Here is a 24,653-nt window from a genome sequence, read left to right as displayed (position 1 = left end):
TCTCTCCTGTTGGAGCCTGACGGCTCTCTGATAAATCGACATTGCTTGACTGGCAGCGAAGGTAACGCGCTGAAAGGGCATGGGAATTGATAACGATCAAGGCAGACCGGGATGAAAACAGGGGGAGAATTTTGTTATACCCCTTTGGGGTAATTCAATAAATCCATATAACCTTCTGTTTTTATTATTGTTATTTTAACACGCGCATTCCATAAATGTTAAATTTCATCGAAGTGGGTATTAAGGGGTATGCCCCTCTGGCTGACCCCAATTACCCCAGTGCTGGCGTCTGGCGAGGCCGTCAGTAATTATCAGTATGTTGTAACTAATTGCGGGATAAAAAAAGCGCGGTCTGATACCGCGCAAAGGATAATCAACAACATTGATACCGTGATAATTCGGCGTGCAGCCAACGCGCAGCCTGAATTATGGCGGGTAGTTTTTATTTTTTGGAATGCCGTCCATATACCAGCCAGGTGATAACCACGCAGGCGACATAGAAGATCAGGAATAATTTCATCGCGCCCACCGGCGAACCGGTTAAGGCCAGCGAGGTGCCGAACGCTTTCGGGATAAAGAAGCCGCCGATCGCGCCAATCGCCGAGATAAAGCCCAGCGCTGCCGCGGTATCGGTGGCCGCTTCGCGCATGGCTTTCTCTTCGGAACCGCCTTCCGCCTTCACGCGATCCATCGTCAGCTTACGGAAGATCACCGAAATCATCTGGAAAGTGGAGCCGCTGCCCAGCCCGGCGGTCATAAACAGCGCCAGGAACACCGCAAAGAAGGCGATAAAGCTGCCGCCTGCACCGTTAACTGGCAGGGTCAGGAACAGCAGACCGCTGAAAATCGCCATCAGCACGAAATTCACCAGCGTGACGCGCGTTCCGCCCAGACGGTCGGAGATCGCCCCGCCCGCCGAGCGCGCCAGCGCGCCCACGAAGGGACCAAAGAAGGCGTAATGCAGGATCTGCACCTCCGGAAACTGGGTTTTAGAGAGCATCGCGAAACCGGCGGAGAAGCCGATGAACGAGCCAAACGTCGCCAGGTACAGCAGGCTCATAATCCACAGATGTCCGCGTTTCAGTACCGGAAGCTGCTCTTTTAACGATGCTTTAGAGGTAGCCAGTTCGTTCATGCCAAACCAAGCTGCGAGGGTAAAGATGGCAAGGAACGGCACCCAGATCCACGCCGCGTTCGCCAGATAGAGCTGAGAACCATCCGGTTGCTCAACGCCGTGGCTGCCGAATACCGCAAAGATGGACAGCGAAACCGCCAGCGGCGCAACCAGCTGCATTACGCTAACGCCCATATTGCCCAGACCGCCGTTCAGTCCCAGCGCGCCGCCCTGCTTCTGCTTCGGAAAGAAGAAGCTGATGTTCGCCATACTGGAGGCGAAGTTAGCCCCGGCAAAGCCGCACAGCAGTGATATCAGGATAAAGGTGCTGAACGGGGTGGAGGTATCCTGCACCGCGAAGCCTAACCAGACGCACGGCACAATCAGGATCCCGGTGCTGAACGCGGTCCAGCGGCGACCACCGAACAGCGGCACCATAAAGGAGTAAGGCACGCGCAACAACGCGCCCGAAACCGACGGCAGCGCCGTCAGCATAAACAGCTGATCGGTGGTGAAATTAAAGCCGACCTTCGGCAGATTAACCGCCACTGCGCTGAACAACATCCAGACGCAAAACGCCAGCAGCAGACAGGGGACGGAAATCCACAGGTTGCGGCTGGCGATGCGATGACCACGTTGCGCCCAGAATGCCGGATCTTCCGGTTTCCATTCGGTAATTAATGCGCCGGAGGCCCTTTCGGGGATGGATGAGTGACTCATAGACACCTCTGATACTCGATTCGATGCCTGCCACCTTAGGGTTTACAGCGCGAGAAAAGTTGATACAAATCAAAGGAAAAGCCGTCATTATACGTGCCAAAAAATGATGATCATCCTAAGTGAGTAGCGAGAATCGGCAAAAATTACGTGGTTTTTCACGGCCCTGACCGCCCCTACTCCTCTCTTTCCAGAATCACCCCTGTTAGCGGCAATTAAGGGGTAACTCGTTATAGGTATGGGTATACTCCAGGTGATAGCCGAGAATAACGCCCCTGCCTGCCGTATCGTCATTCATTAAGGTTCCCGCCCCGTCGTCGGCAACCTGAAGGAAGAAGGTTTTATGCTAAAACGTTGTCTCTCCCCGCTCACGCTGGTCAACCAGGTGGCGCTTATCGTGATGCTCTCCACCGCCATTGGCGTGGCGGGCATGGCCGTCTCCGGCTGGCTGGTGCAGGGGGTACAGGGTAGCGCGCACGCGATTAACAAAGCGGGTTCGCTGCGAATGCAGAGCTATCGTCTGCTGGCCGCCGTGCCGTTGCAGAACAGCGACCAGACGCTGCTGGATGAGATGACGCGCACGGCGTTCAGTCCGGAACTCACCCGCGCCGCGCAGCGCGACGGCCAGCAGGCGCAGCTTAAAGCGTTGCAGGACTACTGGCGCAGCGAGCTGATGCCGGGTCTGCAGAACGCCACAGCCCGCGATGCCGTGGCGGCGGATGTGGGACGTTTCGTTACCGGGCTGGATAATCTGGTGTCGGCGTTTGATCACACCACCGAAATGCGCATTGAGCGCGTGGTGATGGTGCACCGGATGATGGCGATCTTTATGGCGCTGCTGCTGGTGTTTACCATCATCTGGCTGCGCGCGCGTCTGCTACAACCGTGGAAACAGCTGCTGTCAATCGCCCGCGCCGTCAGCCAGCGCGACTTTAGCCAACGCGCCCATATCAGCGGACGCAATGAAATGGCGATGCTGGGCGACGCGCTGAACAACATGTCTGACGAACTGGCGGAAAGCTACTCGGTGCTGGAACAGCGGGTAAAAGAGAAAACCGCCGGACTGGAGCAGAAAAACCAGATCCTGTCGTTTCTCTGGCAGGCCAACCGCCGTCTGCACTCGCAGGCGCCCCTTTGCGAGCGTCTGTCACCAGTACTCAACGGTTTGCAAAATTTGACGCTGCTGCATGATATCGAACTGCGGGTCTATGACCAGGAAGATGAAGATAATCATCAGGAATTTACCTGTCAGTCCGACATCAGCTGCGACGACAAAGGCTGTCATTTATGTCCGCGCGGCGCGTTGCCGGACATTGACGGCGGCATGACCCTGAAGTGGCGCCTGACCGATACCCACACCCAGTACGGCATCCTGCTGGCGACCCTGCCGTCAGGACGGCATCTGAGCCACGATCAGCAGCAGCTGGTGGATACGTTAGTTGAGCAACTCACCGCAACGCTGGCGCTGGATCGCCATCAGGAGCGCCAGCAGCAGTTGATTGTCATGGAAGAGCGTGCCACCATTGCGCGCGAACTGCATGATTCTATTGCCCAATCGCTCTCCTGTATGAAGATGCAGGTCAGTTGCCTGCAGATGCAGGGCGACACGTTGCCGGAAAGCAGCCGCGAGCTGCTCAGCCAGATCCGCAACGAACTGAACGCCTCGTGGGCGCAGCTGCGCGAACTGTTAACCACCTTCCGGTTACAGCTGACCGAGCCCGGCCTGCGCCCCGCGCTGGAGGCCAGCTGTCAGGAATACAGCGCCCGCTTCGGTTTTCCGGTGAAGCTGGATTACCAGCTGCCGCCGCGCCTCGTCCCGTCGCATCAGGCGATCCACCTGCTGCAAATCGCCCGCGAAGCGTTAAGCAATGCGCTGAAACACTCCCGGGCCGACGAAGTGGTGGTCACCGTGGCGCTCAAAGGCAGGCAGGTCAGATTAACCGTACAGGACAACGGCTGCGGCGTTCCTGAAAACGCCGAACGCAGTAATCACTACGGCATGATCATCATGCGCGACCGGGCGCAGAGCCTGCGCGGTGATTGCCGGGTACGCCGTCGCGAGACGGGGGGAACGGAAGTCGCTGTCACATTTATTCCCGAAAAATACTTCACAGAAGTTCAAGGAGATACCCATGAATAATCCGGAACAGGCAACCATCCTGCTCATCGACGATCATCCGATGCTGCGGACCGGCGTCAAACAGCTTGTCAGCATGGCGGCGGACATTACCGTGGTCGGCGAAGCCAGTAACGGCGAACAGGGTATTGAACTGGCGGAATCGCTTGACCCGGATCTGATCCTGCTGGATCTGAATATGCCAGGCATGAACGGACTGGAAACCCTCGACAAGCTGCGCGAAAAGGCGCTGTCAGGGCGGATTGTGGTGTTCAGCGTCTCAAACCATGAAGAAGACGTCGTGACGGCGCTGAAACGCGGCGCGGACGGCTATCTGCTGAAAGATATGGAGCCGGAAGATCTGCTGAAATCTCTCCAGCAGGCCGCCGCTGGCGAGATGGTGCTCAGCGAGGCGTTAACCCCGGTGCTGGCCGCCAGCCTGCGCGCCAACCGCGCCACCTCCGACCGCGACGTGACGCAGCTGACCCCGCGCGAACGCGATATTCTGAAGCTCATCGCTCAGGGGCTGCCGAATAAAATGATCGCCCGCCGTCTGGATATCACCGAAAGCACGGTAAAAGTACACGTCAAACATATGCTGAAGAAGATGAAGCTGAAATCACGCGTCGAAGCGGCGGTCTGGGTGCATCAGGAACGTATCTTCTGATTACTCCTCCGACAGCAATCGCCAGCGCGGATCGTCGTCCGACATCGCCATAAACGGCTCCGTCAGCGCAAGCGTGATCTCATTGGAAGAGACACGCTGCCCTTTCTCATCCTCCACTACCACCGACAGCCGCCAGCGGTGGATTGCCCCTTCGCTGCTGTCCCACGTCGGCATGATGATCGTCCAGCCGTCAATACTGTCAGCATTCGCCCCTGCGGTCAGGCTCAGCGCCTGCGTATCGCCCTGCCAGCTCACATGGCGTATCCCGTGCAGGCTGCGCACCTGAAGCTTTAACGGCACCGTTTCGCCCGGCTGCAGATCCCACGGCGGCGTCGCCAGAAATACGCTCAGGGTTTTCCGCTGCCGGTACTCGATCACCGGCAGGCTGTTACGCTGCGGACTGTCATAACGGCTGCCGCGCAGCGATTTACTCTCCGCCACTTCACTTGCCGCCAGCTGTTTTTTCAGCGGTACGCCGAAGCGGTAGTTAAGGTTCAGGCCGAGGTTGTTCTGGCTGACGCCGCTCTCGCCCTGCTTATGCTGGGCGGTCACGGTTACCAGCGGCACCGGCGTGTAGTTCAGCCCGAGACTTACCGCCAGCGGATTGTGGTAGCCCTTGCCGGAATCGAACAGATCGACGCTGTCGCCAAAGTACTGTTCGACGCTGACGCGGGTGTCGAGATGCTGATAGAACGGCATGCGCATCTGCGCGCTGACGTCGTAGCCGCGCGCCATCCGCTGCTCCTGAGTGGCGGAGCGTTCATGCCAGGAGGCGAACGGCTGGTAATAGTTGGCGGACAGGCGCAGATATTCGCCCCACGCCTCGGCGCCCAGCCCGGCGCGCTGGAGATCCTCATCAAGCAGGTTATCGTAGAAGGTGTTGTAACCCAGCAGCCAGCCATCGCGCGCCCAGCGCTGACCGATACCCACATTGCTCACCAGTCCGTCCTCCTGGCGGGTAAGCCCCAGCTGACTCCAGGTGAGATAGCGCAGGTTATCCTGCCACGGGATAAACCAGCTTCCCCGACTGCCGTTGAACTTGCCCTGATTGTCGACCTGCACATTGACGCTGGCGTTTCCCCAGGGCGACAGCCAGGACTCCAGATGCTGATTAACCTGCGCGCTCAGCGCATCGCGCACCTGGTCGAAAGCAAACTGTTTCGCCTGTTCGCCGGTATCCAGACCGTTGTCAGTCATGCTGGCTTCGCCAAACGCCTTTACCATCTCCGCAAATTGTTTCTCGCCCTCATGCGACTCCGGCATCATACCGAGATCCGGCAGGCCGTCCTGGTTATTATCGAACGGATTCGCCGCCTGCTGAACAAATGAGGATTGCGCGCAGGCGCAACCGCCCGCCAGCAGCAGGAACAGAGAGAAAAGCGTGGAGTGCGGAACAAAACGGCTCAAATCAGCGGCGGCTTCTTACGTCAGTCTGTAAAGGTATTCCAGCAAAAGCCTACCCGATTTATCACCGTTTTGCAGGCTTTCTCACACTTTCAGGAATATCCTTAATTCCTGCAGGGAAGCGTCTGATTCAGCAGCGCCTGCAGTTCCGGAATGCAGGAACCGCAGTTGGTGCCGCAGCGTAACGTCTTGCCCAGCGCAGAAACGGAATCGCAGCCGCCGGCAATCGCCTGCGCAATGGCCTTTTCGCCAACGCTAAAACAGCTACAGACAATAGCGCCGGGATCGGCGCGCTCACTTCCCGCCTTTCCGCGCAGCAGCGCCTGACGCCCCTGCGCGCTTTCCGGCGGCGCGCGAAACGCCTGGATGATCAGCGCCTCGTCAACCTCAGGCCGCGCGGCCCCTGACCACAGCCCCAGCATCAGCTCTCCGTTATGCCAGGCCAGCAGATGCAGACTCTGCGGCGTCGCGGCGCGCTGCACCTGCCAGCCTTCGGCGATGCAGTGGTTTTCCAGCCAGTCGGCGGGCAGCCGATCGGCAGCCAGGACGTACCGCTGCCCGCACGGCGCGGCCTTTCGCCAGCCGTGAACAAAGGGCGGCAGCGACAGCGCCTCGCGGCTGAACAATTCGCCCTGCCAGCGCGGCTGCCACGGCGTAATCCGTACCGCCGTCTGCTTGCTTTCCGGCTGTCCCGAATGCGGATCGCACACCGCCGCCACCAGCGCATTGACGCGTCCCTGGCGGGCAAAGCGATCGTTCCAGTGCATTGGCGCGAACGCGCTGCCCGGACGCTGTCCCGGCAGGATCGCCACCCTCGCCACCATTACCCCGCGCACCGAGTGGATCCGGCACAGCCCGCCATCCGTTAACTGAAGCCGCTCCGCGTCACCGGGGGCAAGTTCGACCGTCGGCTCGCTGATGTGCTGCATCAGGCGCGGCACGTTGCCGGTGCGGGTCATGGTATGCCACTGATCGCGGATGCGTCCGCTATTCAGCACCAGCGGATAAAGCGCATCGCACTGCGCTTTCATGCCCTGCGGCGCCACCGGCGCCATCCGCAGACGCCGCCACCTCTGCGGCGCGTCGGGCGTGCGGCTGAGCGGCCAGCGCACCGGCGTCATGGCCTGCCACTGTTCCCGACTGAGATCAGCCAGCGCGCTGATATCAAACGCCCGCTCGCCGTTGTTCTCAAAGCCGGAAAGCGCGGCGTGTTCACGAAACACCGCCCATGCGTCCGGCCAGTCAAAGGCTGCGGCAAAGCCCAGTCGTTTCGCCATTTGCGCGATGATCCACCAGTCGGCGCGCGCCTCCCCCGGCGCGGGCAAAAATGCCCGCTGGCGTGAAATCCGGCGCTCGGAGTTCGTCACCGTCCCCTCCTTCTCTCCCCACGCCAGCGCCGGAAAGCGAATATGCGCAAAGCGGCTGGTATCGGTGCTGGCGACGACCTCAGAGACGATCACCAGCGGACACGCCGCCAGCGCCTGGCTCACCGCGTGGCTGTCCGGAAGCGAAACGGCAGGATTGGTGCCCATAATCCACACCGCTTTGACCTCGCCTGCGGCGATGGCCGCGAACAGATCCACCGCCATCAGCCCGGGGGTTTGCGCCAGCCGTTCTGTGCCCCAGAAGCGGGCAACGCGCGATAAATCGTCAGGCTCAAAGTTCATATGCGCGGCAAGCTGGGTCGCCAGACCGCCCACTTCCCGCCCTCCCATCGCATTTGGCTGTCCGGTCAGCGAAAACGGGCCGCAGCCCGCGCGGTCGAACTTACCGCTGGCGAGATGCGCGTTAATGATGGCACTGCACTTATCGCTACCGCTGGCCGACTGGTTAATTCCCATACAGTAGAGAGTGATGGCGGTCGGCGCGCTGATAAACCAGTCATAAAAGGCGGTAACGGCCTGCGGCTCCAGTCCGCAAAACTGCGCCACGCGCGCCGGTGACCACGCTTCGGCCAGCGCCAAAGCCTCTGGCGCACCGGCAAAATCGCTCTTCGTCAGGCCGCTCTGATGAATGGCGTTCAGCAGGCCGACAAACAGCCCGGCGTCGCTCCCCGGCGCCAGGGGAAGATGCAGATCGGCGATGTCGCAGGTCGCCGTGCGCCGCGGGTCGATCACCACCACCCGCATTGCCGGACGGACCGCTTTCGCCTGCGCCAGACGCTGATACAGCACCGGATGGGTCCAGGCGGCGTTCGATCCGACCAGTATCACCAGATCGCTCTGCTCAACGTCTTCATAGCTGCACGGCACCACATCTTCGCCAAACGCCCGCTTATAGCCGGTAACCGCCGACGACATGCAAAGCCGGGAGTTGGTATCGATATTGGCCGCGCCGATAAAGCCCTTCATCAGCTTATTGGCGGCGTAATAATCCTCGGTTAACAGCTGCCCGGAGGCGTAGAACGCCACCGCGTTCGGCCCGTGGTGGTCGATAATCGTCTTCAGCCGCTGGCCCGCGGTTTCCAGCGCCTGCCGCCAGCTTACCCTTTCGCCGTCCACCTGCGGATGCAGCAGCCTGCCGGTCAGCGCGGTGGTTTCCGCCAGCGCCGCGCCTTTGACGCACAGACGTCCCGCGTTTGCCGGATGTTGCGGGTCGCCCTTTATGGTAATCCCCTTTTCGCTCACCCCGGCAATGACGCCGCAGCCGACGCCGCAGTAGGGGCAGGTTGTTCGCGTTTCGCTCATGACGCCTCCGCGCGCAGCAGCAGCGCCTGGTTGCCCACCCAGACGGTCCCCCCTTCCACTTTCACCGGCCAGGCGCGCACCAGCGGTTCGCCGCTCTCACACTGGCGGCCATCGCGCAGGCGGATACGCTGTTTGTACAGCGGTGAAATGACGATCGGCTCGCCGCCCGCATCACCCACCATGCCGCGCGCCAGCACGCTGGCCTCGCTGCCCGGCTCGCAGTTATCCAGCGCGTAGACGGTTTTGCCGAAGCGAAACAGCGCAATCTGCCGCTCCCCCAGCCGCGCGCCGACGCCCATCTGGTCCGGGATCTCCTCCACGCCGCACACCGCCTGCCACGGTTTTGTCGTTTCCGGCTGCGCCGGATCGTTAATGCTGGCGCGGAACAACGCCAGCTGCTGCGGATCGTTCAGCGTGGTCTGCCATTCGCACTGATAGCTTGCCACAACGCGCGCCATCTCCTGCTCCAGCTCTTCAGCAATGCCCAGGCTGTCCTCCACGATCACCTCGCGCAGATAGTCGATGCCGCCTTCCAGATTCTCCATCCAGCTGCTGGTGCGCTGTAAGCGATCGGCGGTACGGATGTAGAACATCAGAAAGCGGTCGATGGTGCGAATCAGCGTTTCGCTGTCGAGGTCGCTGGCGAACAGATCGGCGTGACGCGGCTTCATGCCGCCGTTACCGCACAGGTACAGGTTCCAGCCCTTGTCGGTGGCGATCGCTCCGACGTCTTTGCTCTGCGCTTCGGCGCATTCGCGGGTGCAGCCGGAGACCGCCATTTTGATTTTATGCGGCGCGCGCAGCCCCTTGTAGCGGTTCTCCAGCGTAATCGCCAGCCGGGTCGAATCCTGTACGCCATAGCGACACCAGGTAGAGCCAACGCAGGATTTCACCGTGCGCAGCGACTTGCCGTAGGCGTGCCCGGTTTCGAACCCGGCGGCGATCAGATCGCGCCAGATATCCGGCAGTTGCTCGAGCCGCGCGCCGAAAAGATCGATACGCTGGCCGCCGGTAATTTTGCTGTACAAGCGGTAGCGTCGGGCAATCTCGCCGATGGCGATCAGCCCCTCCGCCGTTACTTCCCCCGCCGCCATTCGCGGCACCACCGAATAGCTACCGTCTTTCTGGATATTGGCGAAGAAGCGGTCGTTGGTGTCCTGCAATGGCCTGTGCGCAGGCTTCAGCAGATAGTCGTTCCAGCAGGAGGCCAGCACCGAACCGACCAGCGGCTTGCAGATTTCACAGCCGTGCCCCTGACCGTAGCGGCTAATTAACTGCTCAAAAGTATGAATACGGTTCACCCGCACCAGGTGATAAATCTCCTGGCGTGAGTACGGGAAATGCTCGCAGATATCTTTTTTGACCACCACGCCCTGCACGGCAAGCTGCTGCTCCATCACCTGCCTGACCAGCGCGCTACAGCCGCCGCAGCCGGTGGCCGCTCTGGTGCACTGTTTTATCGCGCCAATGTCGGTTGCGCCAGCGCTGACCGCCTGGCAGATATCCGCTTTGCTGACGTTATGGCAGGAGCAGATCTGCGCGCTGTCGGGCAGCGCCGCCACGCCGAGGGCTTTTGGCGCGCTGGCGGAAAGGGCCGGTAAAATCAGCGCTTCCGGCCTGGCGGGAAGCGCCATACCGTTGAGCATCATTTGCAAAAGCGTGGCGTAGTCGCCTGCGTCGCCCACCAGCACGCCGCCGAGCAGCGCTTTACCGTCGTCGCTGACCACGATTTTTTTGTAGACCTGCGCCGGTCCATCGCTCCACTGGTAGCTTTTTGCGCCGGGCGTGCGTCCCTGAGCGTCGCCAAACGAAGCCACGTCGACGCCCAGAAGCTTCAGTTTGGTGCTCATGTCCGCGCCGCTGAAGGCCGCCTCTTCCTGGGCCAGTATGCTGGCTGCGACCCGCGCCATCTGATAGCCCGGCGCCACCAGACCAAAAATGCGCCCTTCCCACAACGCGCACTCGCCAATGGCGAAAATGGCCTCGTCCGGGGTCAGGCAGCGACCGTCGATGCAGATACCGCCGCGCTCACCTGTCTGCAAACCGGCGCCGCGCGCCAGCGCGTCCTGCGGGCGAATTCCGGCGGAAAAGACCACCATATCCGTATCCAGATGACAGCCGTCGGCAAAATGCAGCCGCAGGCCATCATCGGTGGTTTCAATCTCCGTGGTGGCTTTTCCGGTGTGAACGCCAACGCCCAGCGCTTCAATTTTCTCGCGTAGCATCGCCGCACCGGCGCTGTCCAGCTGTACCGCCATCAGATTAGGGGCAAATTCCACAACGTGCGTTTCCAGCCCGAGCTGACGCAGGGCATTTGCCGCCTCCAGCCCCAGCAGCCCGCCGCCGATCACCACCCCGCGGCGGGCGGTTCCGGCCTTTGCCGCGATGGCGTCCAGATCGTCCAGCGTGCGGTAAACGAAGCAGGCTGGCGCATCGTTACCCTTTACCGGCGGCACAAACGGATATGAGCCGGTTACCAGCACCAGTTTATCCCAGTGGGTTTCATGGCCGCTGGCGGTGCGGATCACCCGCGCCTCGCGATCGATGGCGCTGACGCGCTGTGACAGGCGCAGCTCGATGCCGTGGCGAACGAAAAAGTCGTCCTGCGCTAACGACAGCGACTGCGCGCTGCGTCCGGCAAAGTATTCCGACAGATGCACCCGGTCATAGGCGGCATAACGCTCCTCGCCAAATACCACAATGTGATACTGCTCATGCAGATTACGGCTTACGCACTGCTCAAGGAAATGGTGGCCTACCATTCCGTGTCCCACAACGGCCAGCGTCGGTTTAGTCATCGTCATTGGTCCTGTAACGGAAGTTGGTGTGTCAAAGTGGTCGAAAAGCCAGTCGGGATTTGCCGCCGCGCCGCTCGCCAGTAGCCCGGTGAACGACGCGGCGCTGCGACAGTCGCCCATCAGCAGCACGCCGCGCAGTCGACCGTCGCGGATCAGCAGACGGCGGTAGTGGCCGCTCAGCGGGTCAGTGCAGGTATGCACCTCATCGCCCGGCGCGGCGTCCACCTCGCCCGCGCTGAACAGTTCAATGCCGGTGACCTTCAGGCGGATTCCGCTCTCCTGCCAGTGAAAGTCGTCCTGCGGCTGACCGAGCAGCCGGGCGGCGAGCGCTGCGGCCTGGGCCAGACACGGCGCAACCAGCCCCCAGGTCTGGCCGTCGATTTCACAACATTCGCCGACGGCGCTGACGCCTGCGATAGCGGTACGCAGTTGGCCATCAACGACGATGCCGCGCCGACACGGTATCCCGCTCGCCTGCGCCAGACGGACATTCGGCTGTACGCCCGTGGCGATCACCACCCGCTGCGCGGCAATCTGCCGACCGTCAAGGAGCGTAACGCTGCGCTCGCCGATCCGGCTGATGCCGGAAGAGAGCAGATAATCGATGCCGCGGGCGCTAAGCTCCGCCTGCAACAGCGCGCTGGCCTGACAGTCGAGCTGTTGTTCCATCAGGCGGTCCGCGCGGTGGACAAGAGTGACGTTGTCACCTGTGCGGCGCAGCGCCGCCGCGGCCTCCACGCCCAGCACCCCGCCGCCGAGCACCAGCGCAGGCCCGCTTGCCTGCCGGATTTTTTGCACATCCCGCAGCGTGCGAAACGCCGTGACATGAGCCTGGCCTGCGCCGTCAATCGGCGGAATAAACGGCACGGATCCGGTGGCGAACACCAGCTCGTCCCAGCCCAGCGCGCGCCGATCGGTGGTCAGCGTTCTGGCGGCGGTATCGACCGCAGTGACCGTTTCTCCGCTCAGCACGGTGATGCCGCGCTCGCTGTACCACTGCGGCGGATGCAGCACCGTTTGGGCAAACGGCTTTTCTCCGCCGAGCACCGGGGAGAGCTGAATGCGGTTATACGCAGGGTGCGGCTCATCGCCTATCAGCGTGATGCGCAGTTGCTGTTGGCCGCTGGCCGTCAGCGCCTCGACCAGACGGGTCGCCGCCATGCCGTTGCCAATAATGACCACTCGCCTCATCTCCCTCTCCTTACGCGGCCTTCGGCTGCTTTTCGTAAAGGAAATGGAGTACCCGCTGGCGCAGACTGTGGTAGCGGCTGTCATCCGCCAGCTGAACGCGGTTGCGCGGGCGCGGCAGGTTGACGGTTAAGATTTCGCCGACCGTCGCCGCCGGGCCGTTGGTCATCATCAGTACGCGGTCAGAAAGCAGTACCGCTTCGTCAACGTCATGGGTGATCAGCACAATGGTGGTGTTCAGCGCCTGCTGGATATGCATCACCGTGTCCTGCAAATGGGCGCGGGTCAGCGCATCCAGCGCGCCGAACGGTTCATCCATCAGCAATACTTTTGGCTTTATCGCCAGCGCCCTCGCGATACCGACACGCTGCTTCATACCGCCGGACACCTCGCCCGGATGTTTATGCATGGCGTGCCCCATCTGCACCCGCTCGAGATTATGTTCGATCCAGTCGCGGCGCTCGCCCTTGCTCATGGTGCGGCGAAAGACCTGATCCACCGCCAGCGCGACGTTGTCGAAGCAGGTCAGCCACGGCAGCAGCGAATGATTCTGAAACACCACCGCCCGCTCCGGCCCCGGCCCGGCGATTTCGCGGTTATCGCAAATCAGACCGCCTTCGCTCGGCATGGCAATACCGGCGATGAGGTTCAGCAGGCTCGATTTGCCGCAGCCGGAATGACCGATCAGGCTCACCGTCTCCCCTTCATGGATATCAAACGAGACGTTTTGCAGCGCCAGAAACTCGCCGCTGGCGGTGGAAAAACGCTGGCTGACCGCCTGTACCTGAATTAATGGTTTCATCGTGCCCCCTTATTTGTCCTGCCAGCTAAAGCGTCGCGCCGCCAGCATCAGCCCCTGCTCAAGCAGCAGGCCAACTACGCCGATAATGACGATGGCGATGAGAATGTTTTCAACGTTAAGATTGTTCCACTCATTCCAGATCCAGAAGCCGATGCCCAGGCCGCCGGTCAGCATCTCCGCCGCCACGATCACCAGCCAGGCGATGCCGACGGAGAGGCGAATGCCGGTGAGAATGGCGGGCAGGACGGCGGGAAACAGAATGCGGCGCATCACCGTCCATTCAGAGAGTTGCAGCACACGGGCGACGTTGAGATAGTCAGCCGGAATGCGTCTTACCCCTTCGGCGGTGTTGATCACCATCGGCCAGATCGAGCAGATAAAGATGGTCCAGCTGGAGGCCGGTTCCGCCTTCTGAAACAGCAGCAGGCCGATAGGCAGCCACGCCAGCGGACTGACCGGACGCAACAGCGCGATAAGCGGTGAAAACATGCGCGAGAAAAAGGTGAAGCGTCCGGTCAGAAAGCCCAGCGGAATGCCGACCAGCGCCGCCAGCCCAAACCCCGTCGCCACCCGCTGCAACGAAGCCAGCACGTTCCAGCCAATCCCCATATCGTTCGGCCCGCCGTTATAAAACGGATCGGCAAACAGGGTCAGCGCAGAATCGAGCGTGCTGAGCGGCGTGGGAAACCCCTTGCTGTTGATCGCCGCCAGCTGCCAGCAGAGTACCAACAGCCCCATTCCCAGCGCCGCCGGAACCGCGCGCTGTACGGCATAATGTAGCCAGCCGGTCAGCGGCGCATGGCGTTTTCTCAGCCTCGCCGGCGGCAGGGTAATCACTTCTCCCACGGCAGGCGCTGCCGCTTTTGCTTGCGTATTTTGCTGCATATCAGACTCCCATACGGTGAAGAGTGAAACTGTTGGCGTAGGCTTCCGGATCGCGACCGTCCCAGACGGAACCATCGATCAGAGTGCTGCTGCGCAGCAGGCCCGACGGCGGCGTGATGCCGCCAACGGCGGTCGCGGCATCACGCCAGATATCGGTGCGGTTTATCCGCGCGGCGATGGCGGCATAGTCAGGCGCCTCGTTGAGCAATCCCCAGCGGCGAAACTGGGTCAGAAACCACATGCCGTCGGAGTGCCAGGGAAAGCTCACTTCGCCGTCGCGAAAGAAGCGCATCGGATGGGCGTCCTGCCAGCGTCGTCCCGCGCCGTTGTCGTATTCGCCCAGCATGCGCCCGGTCAGATACTGCTCTTTGGTGTTCAGCCACGCCCGGCGGGAGAGAATCTGCGCCGTTTCGCGCCTGTTCGCTTCCGACGCGTCGATCCAGCGTGAAGCGTCCAGCACCGCGCTGACCAGCGCCCGCGCGGTATGCGGGTTCTGGTCAACCCACGCACGCCGCGTACCGAGCACTTTCTCCGGATGATCGGGCCAGATCGCCTGCGAAGTGGTGGCGGTAAACCCGATCCGGTCGTTGATCGCCCGCGCATTCCACGGCTCGCCGACGCAGAAACCGCTCATGTTGCCAATCCGCATGTTCATCACCATCTGCGGCGGCGGCACCACCACGGTGCGGATATCGCTGAAAGGATGGATTTCCGCGCTGGCAAGCCAGTAGTAGAGCCACATCGCATGGGTACCGGTCGGAAAGGTATGAGCGAAGGTCAACGCGCCCGGCGCTTCTCCGGCAATCTTCTTTTTCAGCGCCGGGGCATCGGTAATGCCCTGCGCCTGCAGCTCCGCTGAAAGCGTAATCGCCTGCCCGTTCTGATTGAGGGTCATCAGGTTCGCCATCGGCTGCGGCTTACTGGCAATGCCCAGCTCAAGGCCGTACAGCAGGCCGTACAGGATATGCGCGGCGTCCAGTTCGCCGGACAGCAGCTTGTCGCGCACCGCGGCCCAACTGGCCTCTTTCGTCGGCACGATGGTGATGCCGTATTTTTTATCAAACCCTTTCAGCGCGGCGATAATCACCGGCGCGCAGTCGGTGAGCGGAATAAACCCCACCCTGACCGTCGACTGCTCCGGTTTATCCGACCCTGCCGCCCGCACTGAAGCCAGCCCGCCCGGCAGCAGACAGGACGCGCCGAGAACAGCGCCAGCCTGCAGCAGTCGTCGGCGCGTTAACCAAACCGTGTTGTCATCCATACCCGCTCCCCGTTGCAAAAAAAAGCGCCCGGCAATGCCGAAGCATTGCAGGACGCCTTTATCCCAACGCGCGCAGACCGCCGTTGGCCTGCCGCTAAATTCTTTAAGAGGAGAAATGCAATTGAGATGCCAGGTTGCAAAGGGCGAAATACGGGCGACGCAGGCCGCATGAGAGCAGGTTTTGCACCGCGAACAAGCAAACGTTGCCCATTCGCTGTGCAGCCTGCTCAGCGCGACGTTTGCATCAGCGATTTCACGGTCAACAGCGCCCGGGCGATATCGACCATCCGCTGATTTTTATCCATCGCCATTTTGCGCAGCGTCTGCCAGGCCTGCTCCTCGCTCAGCTGCTGGTGATTCATCAGCACGCTTTTCGCTTTATCGATCGCTTTGCGCTCCTCAAGCGAAGCCTGCAACGACGCCAGCTCTCCGCCGAGCTGTTCCAGCTGCCGCGCCTGCTGGCGGACCACCAGCAGCAGCTGTTTATCCCGACGCAGCGAGAAGGTGTCATCGGCGGCGTCGTTCAGCCAGCTTTCCAGCGGCAGCGCGCTCTCCGGCTGGCTCAGCCGACGCTCCACCGCGCTTACCAGTTCGCCGATGAGCATCTCCTCAATACTGCGAAGCTGCTCCAGCCGCCGGGTCTGGAGCGTAAACCAGCGTAACGCGCTTGCGCCATTATCCGCTCCGGGCTGGCGGGTGCAGGCCTGACGGCGAAGCTGCTCTATCGCCCCTTCCGCCTCGCCGTTCTGGCGAAAGCAGTGAACCAGCGCCGGAGACGCCAGTGACAGAAAGGTGTCAAAGCAGAGCTGCTGTCCGTCGATACGATCCACCAGTTGCTGGCGCATTTCATCCGTGAATTCGCCGCGGGTAAAGCCTATCGCCCCCAACGCCCGCTCCTGTCCTGTCAGCTCCTTGCCCTGCATAAAGCTGTACAGCGCGACCAGCCCTCCGGCAATATGCGGATGATCGATGCTGTCGTTAAGCTCCGGAACGATACTCAGCAGATGCCGCAGCAGCCTGCTGTACTGCTGCATGGCCTGCTGCGCGTCGAGAAGGCGTCCGCTGACGCTCTCGCGCAGCGCCGGTAATTGCTCCAGACACCAGACAGCGCCCGCAATGCGGTGGCACAGCGCGCTGTTGGCGGTCGGCTGAAACGCCTGTAACAGCGCCTGAAACTGGTGATGTTCTTCGTCCACCAGCGCCCGGCTGGCGCGAATTTCCGCGGCGTACAGCGTACCTTGCGAACATAACCAGATGTTGGAAGCGCCGCGTTCGCACTGTAGCATATGCGCCAGATGGCTAATGCGCGACACCAGTTCGCCGGAATGCGCCAGCTGCCGAAGCTGGGTATTTTCAAGCTCGCGCGCGTAGCGGAACCATTGCGTTGCGGCTGGCGTTTCCACGTTTGTCATCATCTCTGCTCTCCCCGGGTGACAGATTTACCTCAGGAATAAGCAATATCCATGCCCCACAGACCACAGGAGTCAAAATGCAAAAGATAGTGATCGTCGCCAACGGTGCGGCATACGGTAGCGAGTCGTTATTCAACAGCCTGCGTCTTGCCATCGCCCTGCGTGAGCAGACGGGCGATCTCGACCTGCGGCTGTTTCTGATGTCTGATGCCGTAACGGCAGGATTGCGCGGCCAGAAGCCTGCGGAAGGGTACAATATTCAGCAAATGCTGGAGATCCTCACCGCCCAGAACGTGCCGGTGAAGTTGTGTAAAACCTGCACCGACGGGCGCGGGATCACCGATCTGCCGCTGATAGACGGCGTGGCGGTGGGCACGCTGGTGGAACTGGCGCAATGGACGCTGGCCGCAGACAAAGTGCTGACCTTCTGATCCCCTGTCAGCCTGGCTTGCTGAAATTACCGATTATTTCCGAATTTAATCGCATACGGGCGCCTGTTTAACCAAAGTAAGTGCGCCCGATCACGCTTTTTCCCGCGATTTTGTCACTATTGTTGAATCGTTATGCCATTTTTTGATCAAAATCAGCATCCGGAGGCTAACTCTTTGGTGTTATCTCATGGGTAAATTGTGAACAACATCACGCAGTATTTCCGTATGGGAGTACGTTGTTTTCCGGCAATGGGGTGAAAAATGGCACGAGTAAAAGCAAGTTTGAAGTTATTTGGCGGAGACACTGTGGTAGTACGCTGCTCTGAGCGTTGCCACATCCATCTGATGAGTGAAAATAAACGCCTGAAAGAGACGCAGACCGATATTCTGAGCGTGCAGGATCGTGATAACGCCTGGTTGACCGTACCCTATACCGGCGTGTGGAACGTGCTGATCGACAGCCACAGCCAGTCGCTGGAACACTCCATTAGCTATATCGCCGCCTGACACTATCAGGCCCGGTAGCGCTCGCGCTGCCGGGCTGTCAGCTTCTCATCGCCCTACGCAAAGCCAGGCCGCAGCACGCCTTCAGGCGGCGTTTCGCCTAACAATCCCCGCACATTAGCCACCAGCTCGTTCAGGCATTCATCCTGCATCCCCAGCTTTTGCAGCTCCTGTTCAAGCGAGAACAGATACTGGGCGTTGGTGCCGAGCGGCCCGCTGGCGGCGGCGATCAGCGGCGCGACAACCTGCGCGCGGGTATCGGACTCATACAGCGGATGACGCGGGTCCATAATAAATACCAGCGCGCTGACCGTACGGCCATCGTCCAGCGCCAGCTGGCACCAGGTGGGCAGATAGCAGCCGGTGATCATTTCGCGTTTCCACAGCAGCGTCAGCTCCTGCTCAAGCGAGGCATCCGGCAGACGATACGCCACCCCGGTGGTGCGCCCGCCCTCTTTCAGTGCAAGCATCCGCCCGGGCTGACAGGCGGTGCCGCGTCCGGCGGTGAGCTTCAGGCAGAACGCCCGATGCCAGCCGGGCAGCGTGCCGGTACACGACTCCTCAAACTCTAACGCCGGGTTCCACATCAACGATCCGTAGCCGAAGATCCACACCGGTCCGTCGTCCGGTCGGCAGGCCAGCGTCGCCGCAAGGGACGCCGCACGTTGCTCTGCTGACCATAAAAGTGATTCTTCAATAGCGCCAAATGCCGTTTTGCAATCGGCATTCATCAAGAAATCACGCGTTAACACCTTACACCTCCGCCACTGCATACGTCCCTGCGGCAACTTTTGACGCCTTCCGGGCTTTTTAACTGCTCATTTTGAAACCAACAGCTGGACAATATGCAATTCACGGGCCGCTTGCAAGGCGGCAGCGGGCTCAGGCAGCACGATTCGCCAACGCATTCACTGGCGCAATAGATTTAAGTCTTACGATTGAGAGGGTTATGATTTTTTATGCCACTTATCGTCATCGCCCTTCTGATAATCATTTTTCACCGCCGCCCACGCCACCTTATGCGCGGTCTCTTCGCGGCTGGCGTCATCGCGGCGATCCTCTTTGTCCTTGTACTGATCCCAGGCGCTGTTAAATGCCTCCTTATAAATCTCCTGGGCATGGGCAGGTAAAACATTGCGGACATTATCCGGCAGATCTTTGGTGGCTTTATAAGGCATGGTCGACTCCTCTTTGGGTTAAATCTTAAGTGTGGTCAACGATGTTTTATTCCGCCACTTTTCAGGTGTTTTTTAATAAATACTGTCATTTAACCATTTGTAATTAAAATAAACTCTGCACAAGATTACCCCTTTCTGGCCTTTGAAATTGAAAATAAAGAAACCCCGTAAAATTACGTAAAAAAGCATCGGATAACGCGCGTTTTCTGCTATTTTTTATAATCTTTATTACATTTATAACAACAGTCTGCCTGCAGAAATGGAGATCGTTAATGACACATGCACAAGAGGCGGTGAAAACCCGCCACAAGGAGTCGTCGCTTATTTTCCCGGCGCTGGCGCTGGTAGTGCTGTTCCTCTGGGGAAGCAGCCAGTCGCTACCAGCGGTTATCGGGATTAATATTCTTGCCCTGATTGGCATTTTAAGCAGCGCGTTTAGCGTGGTTCGCCATGCCGATGTGTTAGCGCACCGCCTCGGCGAACCCTATGGCTCGCTGATTCTGAGTCTGTCGGTGGTCATTCTTGAGGTCAGCCTGATTTCCGCCTTAATGGCGACAGGCGACGCCGCGCCGACGCTGATGCGCGATACGCTCTATTCCATCATCATGATTGTCACCGGCGGCCTGGTCGGTTTCTCACTGTTACTGGGCGGGCGTAAATTCGCCACCCAGTATATGAATCTGTACGGGATTAAACAGTATCTGATTGCCCTGTTCCCGCTGGCGATTATTGTGCTGGTCTTTCCGATGGCGCTGCCGGGCGCCAATTTCAGCACCGGACAGGCATTGCTGGTCGCGCTTATCTCCGCCGCCATGTACGGCGTGTTCCTGCTGATCCAGACCAAAACGCACCAGAGCCTGTTTGTCTATGAGCATGAAGATGACAGCGACGACGACGATCCGCACCACGGCAAGCCGTCGGCGCATGGCAACGTCTGGCATGCGGCGTGGCTGATTATCCATCTGATTGCGGTGATTGCGGTCACCAAAATGAACGCCAATCCGCTGGAGACGCTGCTGACGGAGCTGAATGCCCCGGTGGCCTTTACCGGCTTCCTTGTGGCTCTGCTGATCCTCTCCCCGGAAGGGCTTGGCGCGCTGAAAGCGGTGCTGAACAATCAGGTGCAGCGGGCAATGAATCTGTTCTTCGGTTCGGTGCTGGCGACCATTTCCCTGACGGTGCCCGTGGTGACGCTGATTGCATGGGCGACGGGAAATGAGCTGGTGTTTGGTTTAGACGCCCCGGAAATGGTGGTGATGGTGGCCTCGTTAATGCTGTGCCAGCTCTCCTTCTCTACCGGGCGCACCAACGTGCTGAACGGCGCGGCGCATCTGGCGCTGTTTGCCGCCTATCTGATGACGATTTTCGCCTGACAGTAAAAGGCCGGACGGCGGCGTAAACGCCACCTCCGGCCCGAATATCAGCGTTATCCGCCAGGTCCGCCAAGCGCGTCTTACCCGGCCTGCGCAACCTTACCTTAGTTCTCGGTATCCAGCTCGTCGAAGCTTTTCACCAAATCATCAATCGCCTTCATCTGCACCAGGAACTGCTCCAGCTTCGCCAGCGGCAGCGCGGACGGACCGTCGCATTTCGCATTGGCCGGATCCGGATGCGCTTCAATAAACAGACCGGCCAGACCAACCGCCATACCGGCGCGCGCCAGCTCCGTCACCTGACCGCGACGACCGCCGCTTGCTGCGCCAAACGGGTCACGGCACTGCAGCGAGTGGGTGACGTCGAAAATAACCGGGCTGTTGCCGGAGACTTTTTTCATCACGCTGAAGCCGAGCATATCCACGACCAGGTTGTCATAACCGAAGTTAGCGCCACGATCGCAGAGGATAACCTTTTCGTTGCCGCCTTCGCGGAATTTGTCGACGATATTGCCCATCTGGCCGGGGCTGATGAACTGCGGTTTTTTCACGTTGATAACCGCGTCGGTTTTCGCCATCGCTTCCACCAGATCGGTCTGACGGGCCAGGAACGCCGGTAACTGAATCACATCCACGACGTCAGCAACAGGCTGCGCCTGGCTGGCTTCATGCACGTCGGTGATCACTTTAACGCCAAAGGTCTGCTTCAGCTCCTGGAAGATTTTCATCCCTTCTTCCAGACCTGGTCCACGGTAAGAGTGAATAGAAGAGCGGTTGGCTTTATCGAAAGAGGCTTTGAACACGTAAGGGATACCCAGCTTCTGGGTAACGGTTACGTAGTGCTCACAAATGCGCATCGCCAGGTCGCGGGATTCCAGCACATTCATACCACCGAACAGCACGAACGGCAGATCGTTTGCCACCCTGATATCGCCAATGTTAACCACTTTTTGTTTCATAGGATCGCCTTAATGGTGAGTAAAATGTCTGTCAATTAATGCAGGACAATGTGCTTGTGCGAGATGTTATTAATCTGCGCACGAATCATTTCGCTGATCGGGTCTTCTGGACACTGCTCAACGAAATAGCTTAAATCGCTCAGCGCCACGTGCTCGCACTCCAGCTGGGCATAAATCAGCCCGCGGTCGCGGATTTCATACGGATCTTCCGGATTAAACTGTAACAGCGCTTCGCTGGCGCGCAGGGCCAGTTCCATCTGCTGCTCTTCCATTAAGGAAGATTTCAGCGTATCGAGCAGCTTGCGAATCACTTCGGCGTTATCGGCTTCGTCGAGATCTTCATTAAATAACTCGGCAACCGGACTGATATTACCTTTCAGCCACACCTCAAGGGTATGTTCGTTCAGCGTTTCGCCGTTAAACGGGTTAATCAGCCACATCTCCCCGTCCAGCGACTCAATGCGCAGAATCAGCTGCGTCGGAAAAATCACCGGCACCAGCGGCAGAGACAAACGGTTGGCGATCCACATCAGGATAGCCCCTAACGAAACCGCGCTGCCCTGACGGTTCTTCAGCACCTGATCAAGCCATAACGCATCGGATAAACGGTACACGCCGCGACTGTCGGTAAACCCCCACTCGCCGTAAAAAAGCGCCAGCAATTTTTCCAGTTGCTCATCCTGAGACAGGAGCTGGCTAATTTCTTCTTGCGCCAGGCTGACCAGACGTTCCAGCTCGTCGTAGACAGTTTGCGAGGGAAAATCCAAGCGGATGGTTTCCGATGCCAGGATCATCCCGTCGCACAATGGCGCTTTATTAAATTCGAAATCAGCTAACGATCTCATGACTTACCCCAGTAACGATATTTTTGTGGTGGCGAGTTTAATGATGATGTACAGCACCACCAACGCCAGCGGAAACGCGATCAACCGCGCCTGCCGACTGCGCGCCCGACGATAGTCAAGCGCGATAAAACCCAAAACGATGTAGATGATAACGCCAAACAGCTTCTCAGTCAGCCATGCCCCCTGTCCGGTGAATGGCAGGATGTGCGTTTTAGCGATTAAACCAATACCACTGAGCAACAGCACGGTGTCGATAACCGGCGGAATCACCCGCGTCCAGCGCGCGTCGGCAAGCGGAGAGCCGCTTTCCCGCCACCCGAAGCGCAACACAAAAAGGCTGACCGACAGCGCGATGCTGGTAAGGTGAACGGCGAGCAACAGCGTAACGCTTAACATGCTGTCCAGCGCCCGAGCGTGATCCGCTCGTTGTCGCCGTAATCACGACAGGTCGCCACCGCCTGGTAACCCGCGCGGCTGAACGCCTCCCGCACCGCGGCCCCCTGTTGCCAGCCATGCTCCAGCAGCAGAAAGCCGCCGGCGCTCAGAAAGTCGCGCGCCTGGGCGATAATCTGCACGATGTCGGCCATGCCATGATCGCCCGCGACCAGCGCCGACAGCGGTTCGAAACGCACATCGCCCTCGGCCAGATGCGGGTCCTGTTCGTCGATATAGGGCGGGTTGCTGACGATCATGTCGAACTGCTCTCCCTTCACCGCGCTGAACCAGTCGCTTTGCAGGATTCGCACGTTGCCGATGGCCAGATGGGCGGCATTACGCTGCGCCAGCGCCACGGCGTCCGGCATCCGGTCTACCGCAGTTATGACGCAGTCAGGGCGTTCCGTCGCCAGCGCCAGCGCAATCGCTCCGGTGCCGGTGCCTAAATCGAGGATCCGGCACGGCGAAGCGGGCAGCCGCGCCAGCGCCTGCTCAACCAGACATTCGGTATCGGGGCGCGGGATCAGCGTGGCGGGCGAGACAAACAGCGGCAGCGACCAGAATTCGCGCACGCCAGTCAGATGGGCAATCGGCTCGCCGCGCCTGCGCCGCGCCAGCAGCGTTGCCAGCTGCTGTTGCTGGGTGTCGGTTAACGCCGTTTCGCCAAAGGCCAGAATCCAGGTGCGCGTTTTGCCGGTGACGAACTCAAGCAGGATCTCGGCGTCGCGGCGCGGGCTGTCGCTCTCCTGAAGCTGGCTTATCGCCTCACGCAACCAGTGCTGAAATTCCATTATTCCTGCTCGGAAAGCGCCGCCAGCTGGTCGGCCTGGTATTCCTGCACCACAGGCTCGATCAGCATGTCCAGTTTGCCTTCCATCACTTCATCCAGACGATACAGCGTCAGGTTGATGCGGTGATCGGTCACCCGCCCCTGTGGGAAGTTATAGGTGCGGTTGCGATCGCTGCGATCGCCGCTGCCTAACAGGTTGCGGCGGGTCGACGCCTCTTCCTGCTGGCGTTTCGCCACTTCCGCCGCGCGAATACGCGCGCCGAGCACCGACAATGCCTTAGCTTTGTTTTTATGCTGCGAACGTTCGTCCTGACACTCCACCACAATGCCGGTCGGCAGGTGGGTGATGCGAATCGCCGAGTCGGTGGTGTTAACGTGCTGACCGCCTGCGCCGGAGGAGCGATAGGTATCGATACGCAGATCGGCAGGGTTGATATCCGGCAGTTCCGCTTCCGGCAGCTCCGGCATCACCGCGACGGTACAGGCGGAAGTATGGATTCGCCCCTGCGACTCCGTGGCCGGAACGCGCTGTACGCGATGGCCGCCGGATTCAAATTTCAGTCGGCCATAAACGCCGTCACCGCTAATTTTAGCGATAATCTCTTTGTAACCGCCGTGTTCGCCTTCATTCATGCTCATGATCTCTACCCGCCAGCGGCGGGTTTCGGCGTAACGGCTGTACATGCGGAACAGATCGCCGGCAAACAGCGCCGCTTCGTCGCCGCCGGTCCCGGCGCGCACTTCGAGAAACGCATTGCGCTCATCGTCCGGATCTTTCGGCAGCAGCAGAAGCTGAAGCTGCTGTTCCAGCTGTTCGCTTTTTTCTTTCGCGTCGCGCAGTTCGTCCTGCGCCATTTCGCGCATTTCAGGATCGTCGAGCATCATTTGCGCCGTTTCGATATCGTCCTGAACCTGTCGCCAGTCCGTAAAACAGCGGGAAACATCGCTTAATTGCGCATACTCGCGCGACAGCGCGCGGAAACGCTCCTGGTCTGCGATGGTTTCCGCATCACCGAGCAGCGCCTGAACTTCCTCATGGCGTTCATGCAGGGCTTCCAGTTTGGCAACGATAGAAGGCTTCATAGGC

20 protein-coding genes are annotated in these 24,653 nt (G+C 59.8%); 5 read left to right on the top strand and 15 right to left on the bottom strand.

Annotated elements, in window-relative coordinates; translation table 11 throughout:
- Positions 1–442: 442 nt before the first annotated feature.
- A complete protein-coding gene (locus K7R23_RS17540; protein WP_012906021.1) occupies positions 443–1,834 on the bottom strand; it encodes a NarK family nitrate/nitrite MFS transporter in 1,392 nt (463 codons plus the stop codon).
- Between the two features lie 340 nt (positions 1,835–2,174).
- Between K7R23_RS17540 and narX the strand changes: the two genes are divergently transcribed.
- Both narX and narL read left to right on the top strand, forming a co-directional pair.
- Positions 2,175–3,971 (top strand): nitrate/nitrite two-component system sensor histidine kinase NarX, encoded by a 1,797-nt coding sequence (narX, locus tag K7R23_RS17535; protein ID WP_012906022.1) that lies wholly within the window; start codon positions 2,175–2,177, stop codon positions 3,969–3,971.
- A complete protein-coding gene (gene narL / locus K7R23_RS17530) occupies positions 3,964–4,614 on the top strand; it encodes a two-component system response regulator NarL (protein WP_012906023.1) in 651 nt (216 codons plus the stop codon). Before narX ends, narL begins: the two co-directional genes overlap by 8 nt.
- Here narL and K7R23_RS17525 read toward each other — a convergent pair whose 3' ends face one another.
- The 7 genes from K7R23_RS17525 to nasR all read right to left on the bottom strand — a co-directional run bounded on the left by K7R23_RS17525 (position 4,615) and on the right by nasR (position 17,054).
- Complete coding sequence (locus K7R23_RS17525) at positions 4,615–6,021, bottom strand: YchO/YchP family invasin (protein WP_024132695.1); 1,407 nt, start codon at positions 6,019–6,021, stop codon at positions 4,615–4,617. It lies immediately after the preceding gene.
- Between the two features lie 101 nt (positions 6,022–6,122).
- Positions 6,123–8,705 (bottom strand): nitrate reductase, encoded by a 2,583-nt coding sequence (locus K7R23_RS17520; RefSeq protein ID WP_012906025.1) that lies wholly within the window; start codon positions 8,703–8,705, stop codon positions 6,123–6,125.
- Positions 8,702–12,694 (bottom strand): nitrite reductase large subunit NirB, encoded by a 3,993-nt coding sequence (gene nirB / locus K7R23_RS17515; RefSeq protein ID WP_012906026.1) that lies wholly within the window; start codon positions 12,692–12,694, stop codon positions 8,702–8,704. The genes K7R23_RS17520 and nirB overlap by 4 nt, the downstream gene beginning before the upstream one ends.
- Positions 12,695–12,704: 10 nt before the next feature.
- Positions 12,705–13,493 carry an ABC transporter ATP-binding protein gene (locus K7R23_RS17510; protein WP_012906027.1) on the bottom strand — a complete coding sequence of 263 codons (789 nt, stop codon included), beginning with the start codon at positions 13,491–13,493 and terminating at the stop codon, positions 12,705–12,707.
- 9 nt (positions 13,494–13,502) lie between these two features.
- A complete protein-coding gene (gene ntrB, locus K7R23_RS17505; protein ID WP_012906028.1) occupies positions 13,503–14,378 on the bottom strand; it encodes a nitrate ABC transporter permease in 876 nt (291 codons plus the stop codon).
- A 1-nt stretch (position 14,379) separates the two neighbouring features.
- Positions 14,380–15,639 (bottom strand): CmpA/NrtA family ABC transporter substrate-binding protein, encoded by a 1,260-nt coding sequence (locus tag K7R23_RS17500; protein WP_012906029.1) that lies wholly within the window; start codon positions 15,637–15,639, stop codon positions 14,380–14,382.
- A 227-nt stretch (positions 15,640–15,866) separates the two neighbouring features.
- Positions 15,867–17,054, bottom strand: coding sequence for a nitrate regulatory protein NasR (nasR, locus tag K7R23_RS17495; protein WP_012906030.1), 1,188 nt, complete (start codon positions 17,052–17,054; stop codon positions 15,867–15,869).
- Between the two features lie 74 nt (positions 17,055–17,128).
- On the opposite strand from nasR, the gene K7R23_RS17490 reads away from it, so the two are divergent.
- Positions 17,129–17,482, top strand: coding sequence for a DsrE/DsrF/TusD sulfur relay family protein (locus K7R23_RS17490; protein WP_012906031.1), 354 nt, complete (start codon positions 17,129–17,131; stop codon positions 17,480–17,482).
- A 261-nt stretch (positions 17,483–17,743) separates the two neighbouring features.
- A complete protein-coding gene (locus K7R23_RS17485; RefSeq protein WP_012906032.1) occupies positions 17,744–17,989 on the top strand; it encodes a DUF1883 domain-containing protein in 246 nt (81 codons plus the stop codon).
- 53 nt (positions 17,990–18,042) lie between these two features.
- On the opposite strand, the gene K7R23_RS17480 is transcribed toward K7R23_RS17485, so the two are convergent.
- Both K7R23_RS17480 and chaB read right to left on the bottom strand, forming a co-directional pair.
- Complete coding sequence (locus K7R23_RS17480; RefSeq protein ID WP_042623144.1) at positions 18,043–18,738, bottom strand: gamma-glutamylcyclotransferase; 696 nt, start codon at positions 18,736–18,738, stop codon at positions 18,043–18,045.
- A gap of 195 nt (positions 18,739–18,933) precedes the next feature.
- Positions 18,934–19,164: a putative cation transport regulator ChaB gene (gene chaB, locus K7R23_RS17475; RefSeq protein WP_012906034.1), complete on the bottom strand. Its 231-nt coding sequence runs from the start codon at positions 19,162–19,164 to the stop codon at positions 18,934–18,936.
- Positions 19,165–19,436: 272 nt separating this feature from the next.
- On the opposite strand from chaB, the gene chaA reads away from it, so the two are divergent.
- Entirely contained in the window at positions 19,437–20,537 is a 1,101-nt protein-coding gene (gene chaA / locus K7R23_RS17470; protein WP_012906035.1) for a sodium-potassium/proton antiporter ChaA, read from the top strand.
- 104 nt (positions 20,538–20,641) lie between these two features.
- Here chaA and kdsA read toward each other — a convergent pair whose 3' ends face one another.
- From kdsA to prfA, 5 genes are read right to left on the bottom strand one after another with little or no spacing between them, the layout of a single operon-like run.
- Complete coding sequence (gene kdsA, locus K7R23_RS17465; RefSeq protein WP_012906036.1) at positions 20,642–21,496, bottom strand: 3-deoxy-8-phosphooctulonate synthase; 855 nt, start codon at positions 21,494–21,496, stop codon at positions 20,642–20,644.
- Positions 21,497–21,531: 35 nt separating this feature from the next.
- Positions 21,532–22,341, bottom strand: a complete 810-nt coding sequence (gene sirB1, locus K7R23_RS17460; protein ID WP_012906037.1) for an invasion regulator SirB1 — start codon at positions 22,339–22,341, stop codon at positions 21,532–21,534.
- 3 nt (positions 22,342–22,344) lie between these two features.
- On the bottom strand, positions 22,345–22,737 hold the full coding sequence (sirB2, locus tag K7R23_RS17455) for an invasion regulator SirB2 (protein WP_012906038.1): 393 nt from the start codon (positions 22,735–22,737) through the stop codon (positions 22,345–22,347).
- Complete coding sequence (gene prmC, locus K7R23_RS17450; RefSeq protein ID WP_012906039.1) at positions 22,731–23,567, bottom strand: peptide chain release factor N(5)-glutamine methyltransferase; 837 nt, start codon at positions 23,565–23,567, stop codon at positions 22,731–22,733. Before prmC ends, sirB2 begins: the two co-directional genes overlap by 7 nt.
- Positions 23,567–24,649: a peptide chain release factor 1 gene (gene prfA / locus K7R23_RS17445; RefSeq protein ID WP_012906040.1), complete on the bottom strand. Its 1,083-nt coding sequence runs from the start codon at positions 24,647–24,649 to the stop codon at positions 23,567–23,569. Before prfA ends, prmC begins: the two co-directional genes overlap by 1 nt.
- Between the last annotated feature and the right edge of the window lie 4 nt (positions 24,650–24,653).

The sequence above is a fragment of the Citrobacter rodentium NBRC 105723 = DSM 16636 genome (genome assembly GCF_021278985.1).
Classification (GTDB): domain Bacteria; phylum Pseudomonadota; class Gammaproteobacteria; order Enterobacterales; family Enterobacteriaceae; genus Citrobacter_A; species Citrobacter_A rodentium.
The sequence above is the reverse complement of the archived record's forward strand: the minus strand, read 5'-3'. Positions and strand labels throughout refer to the sequence as shown.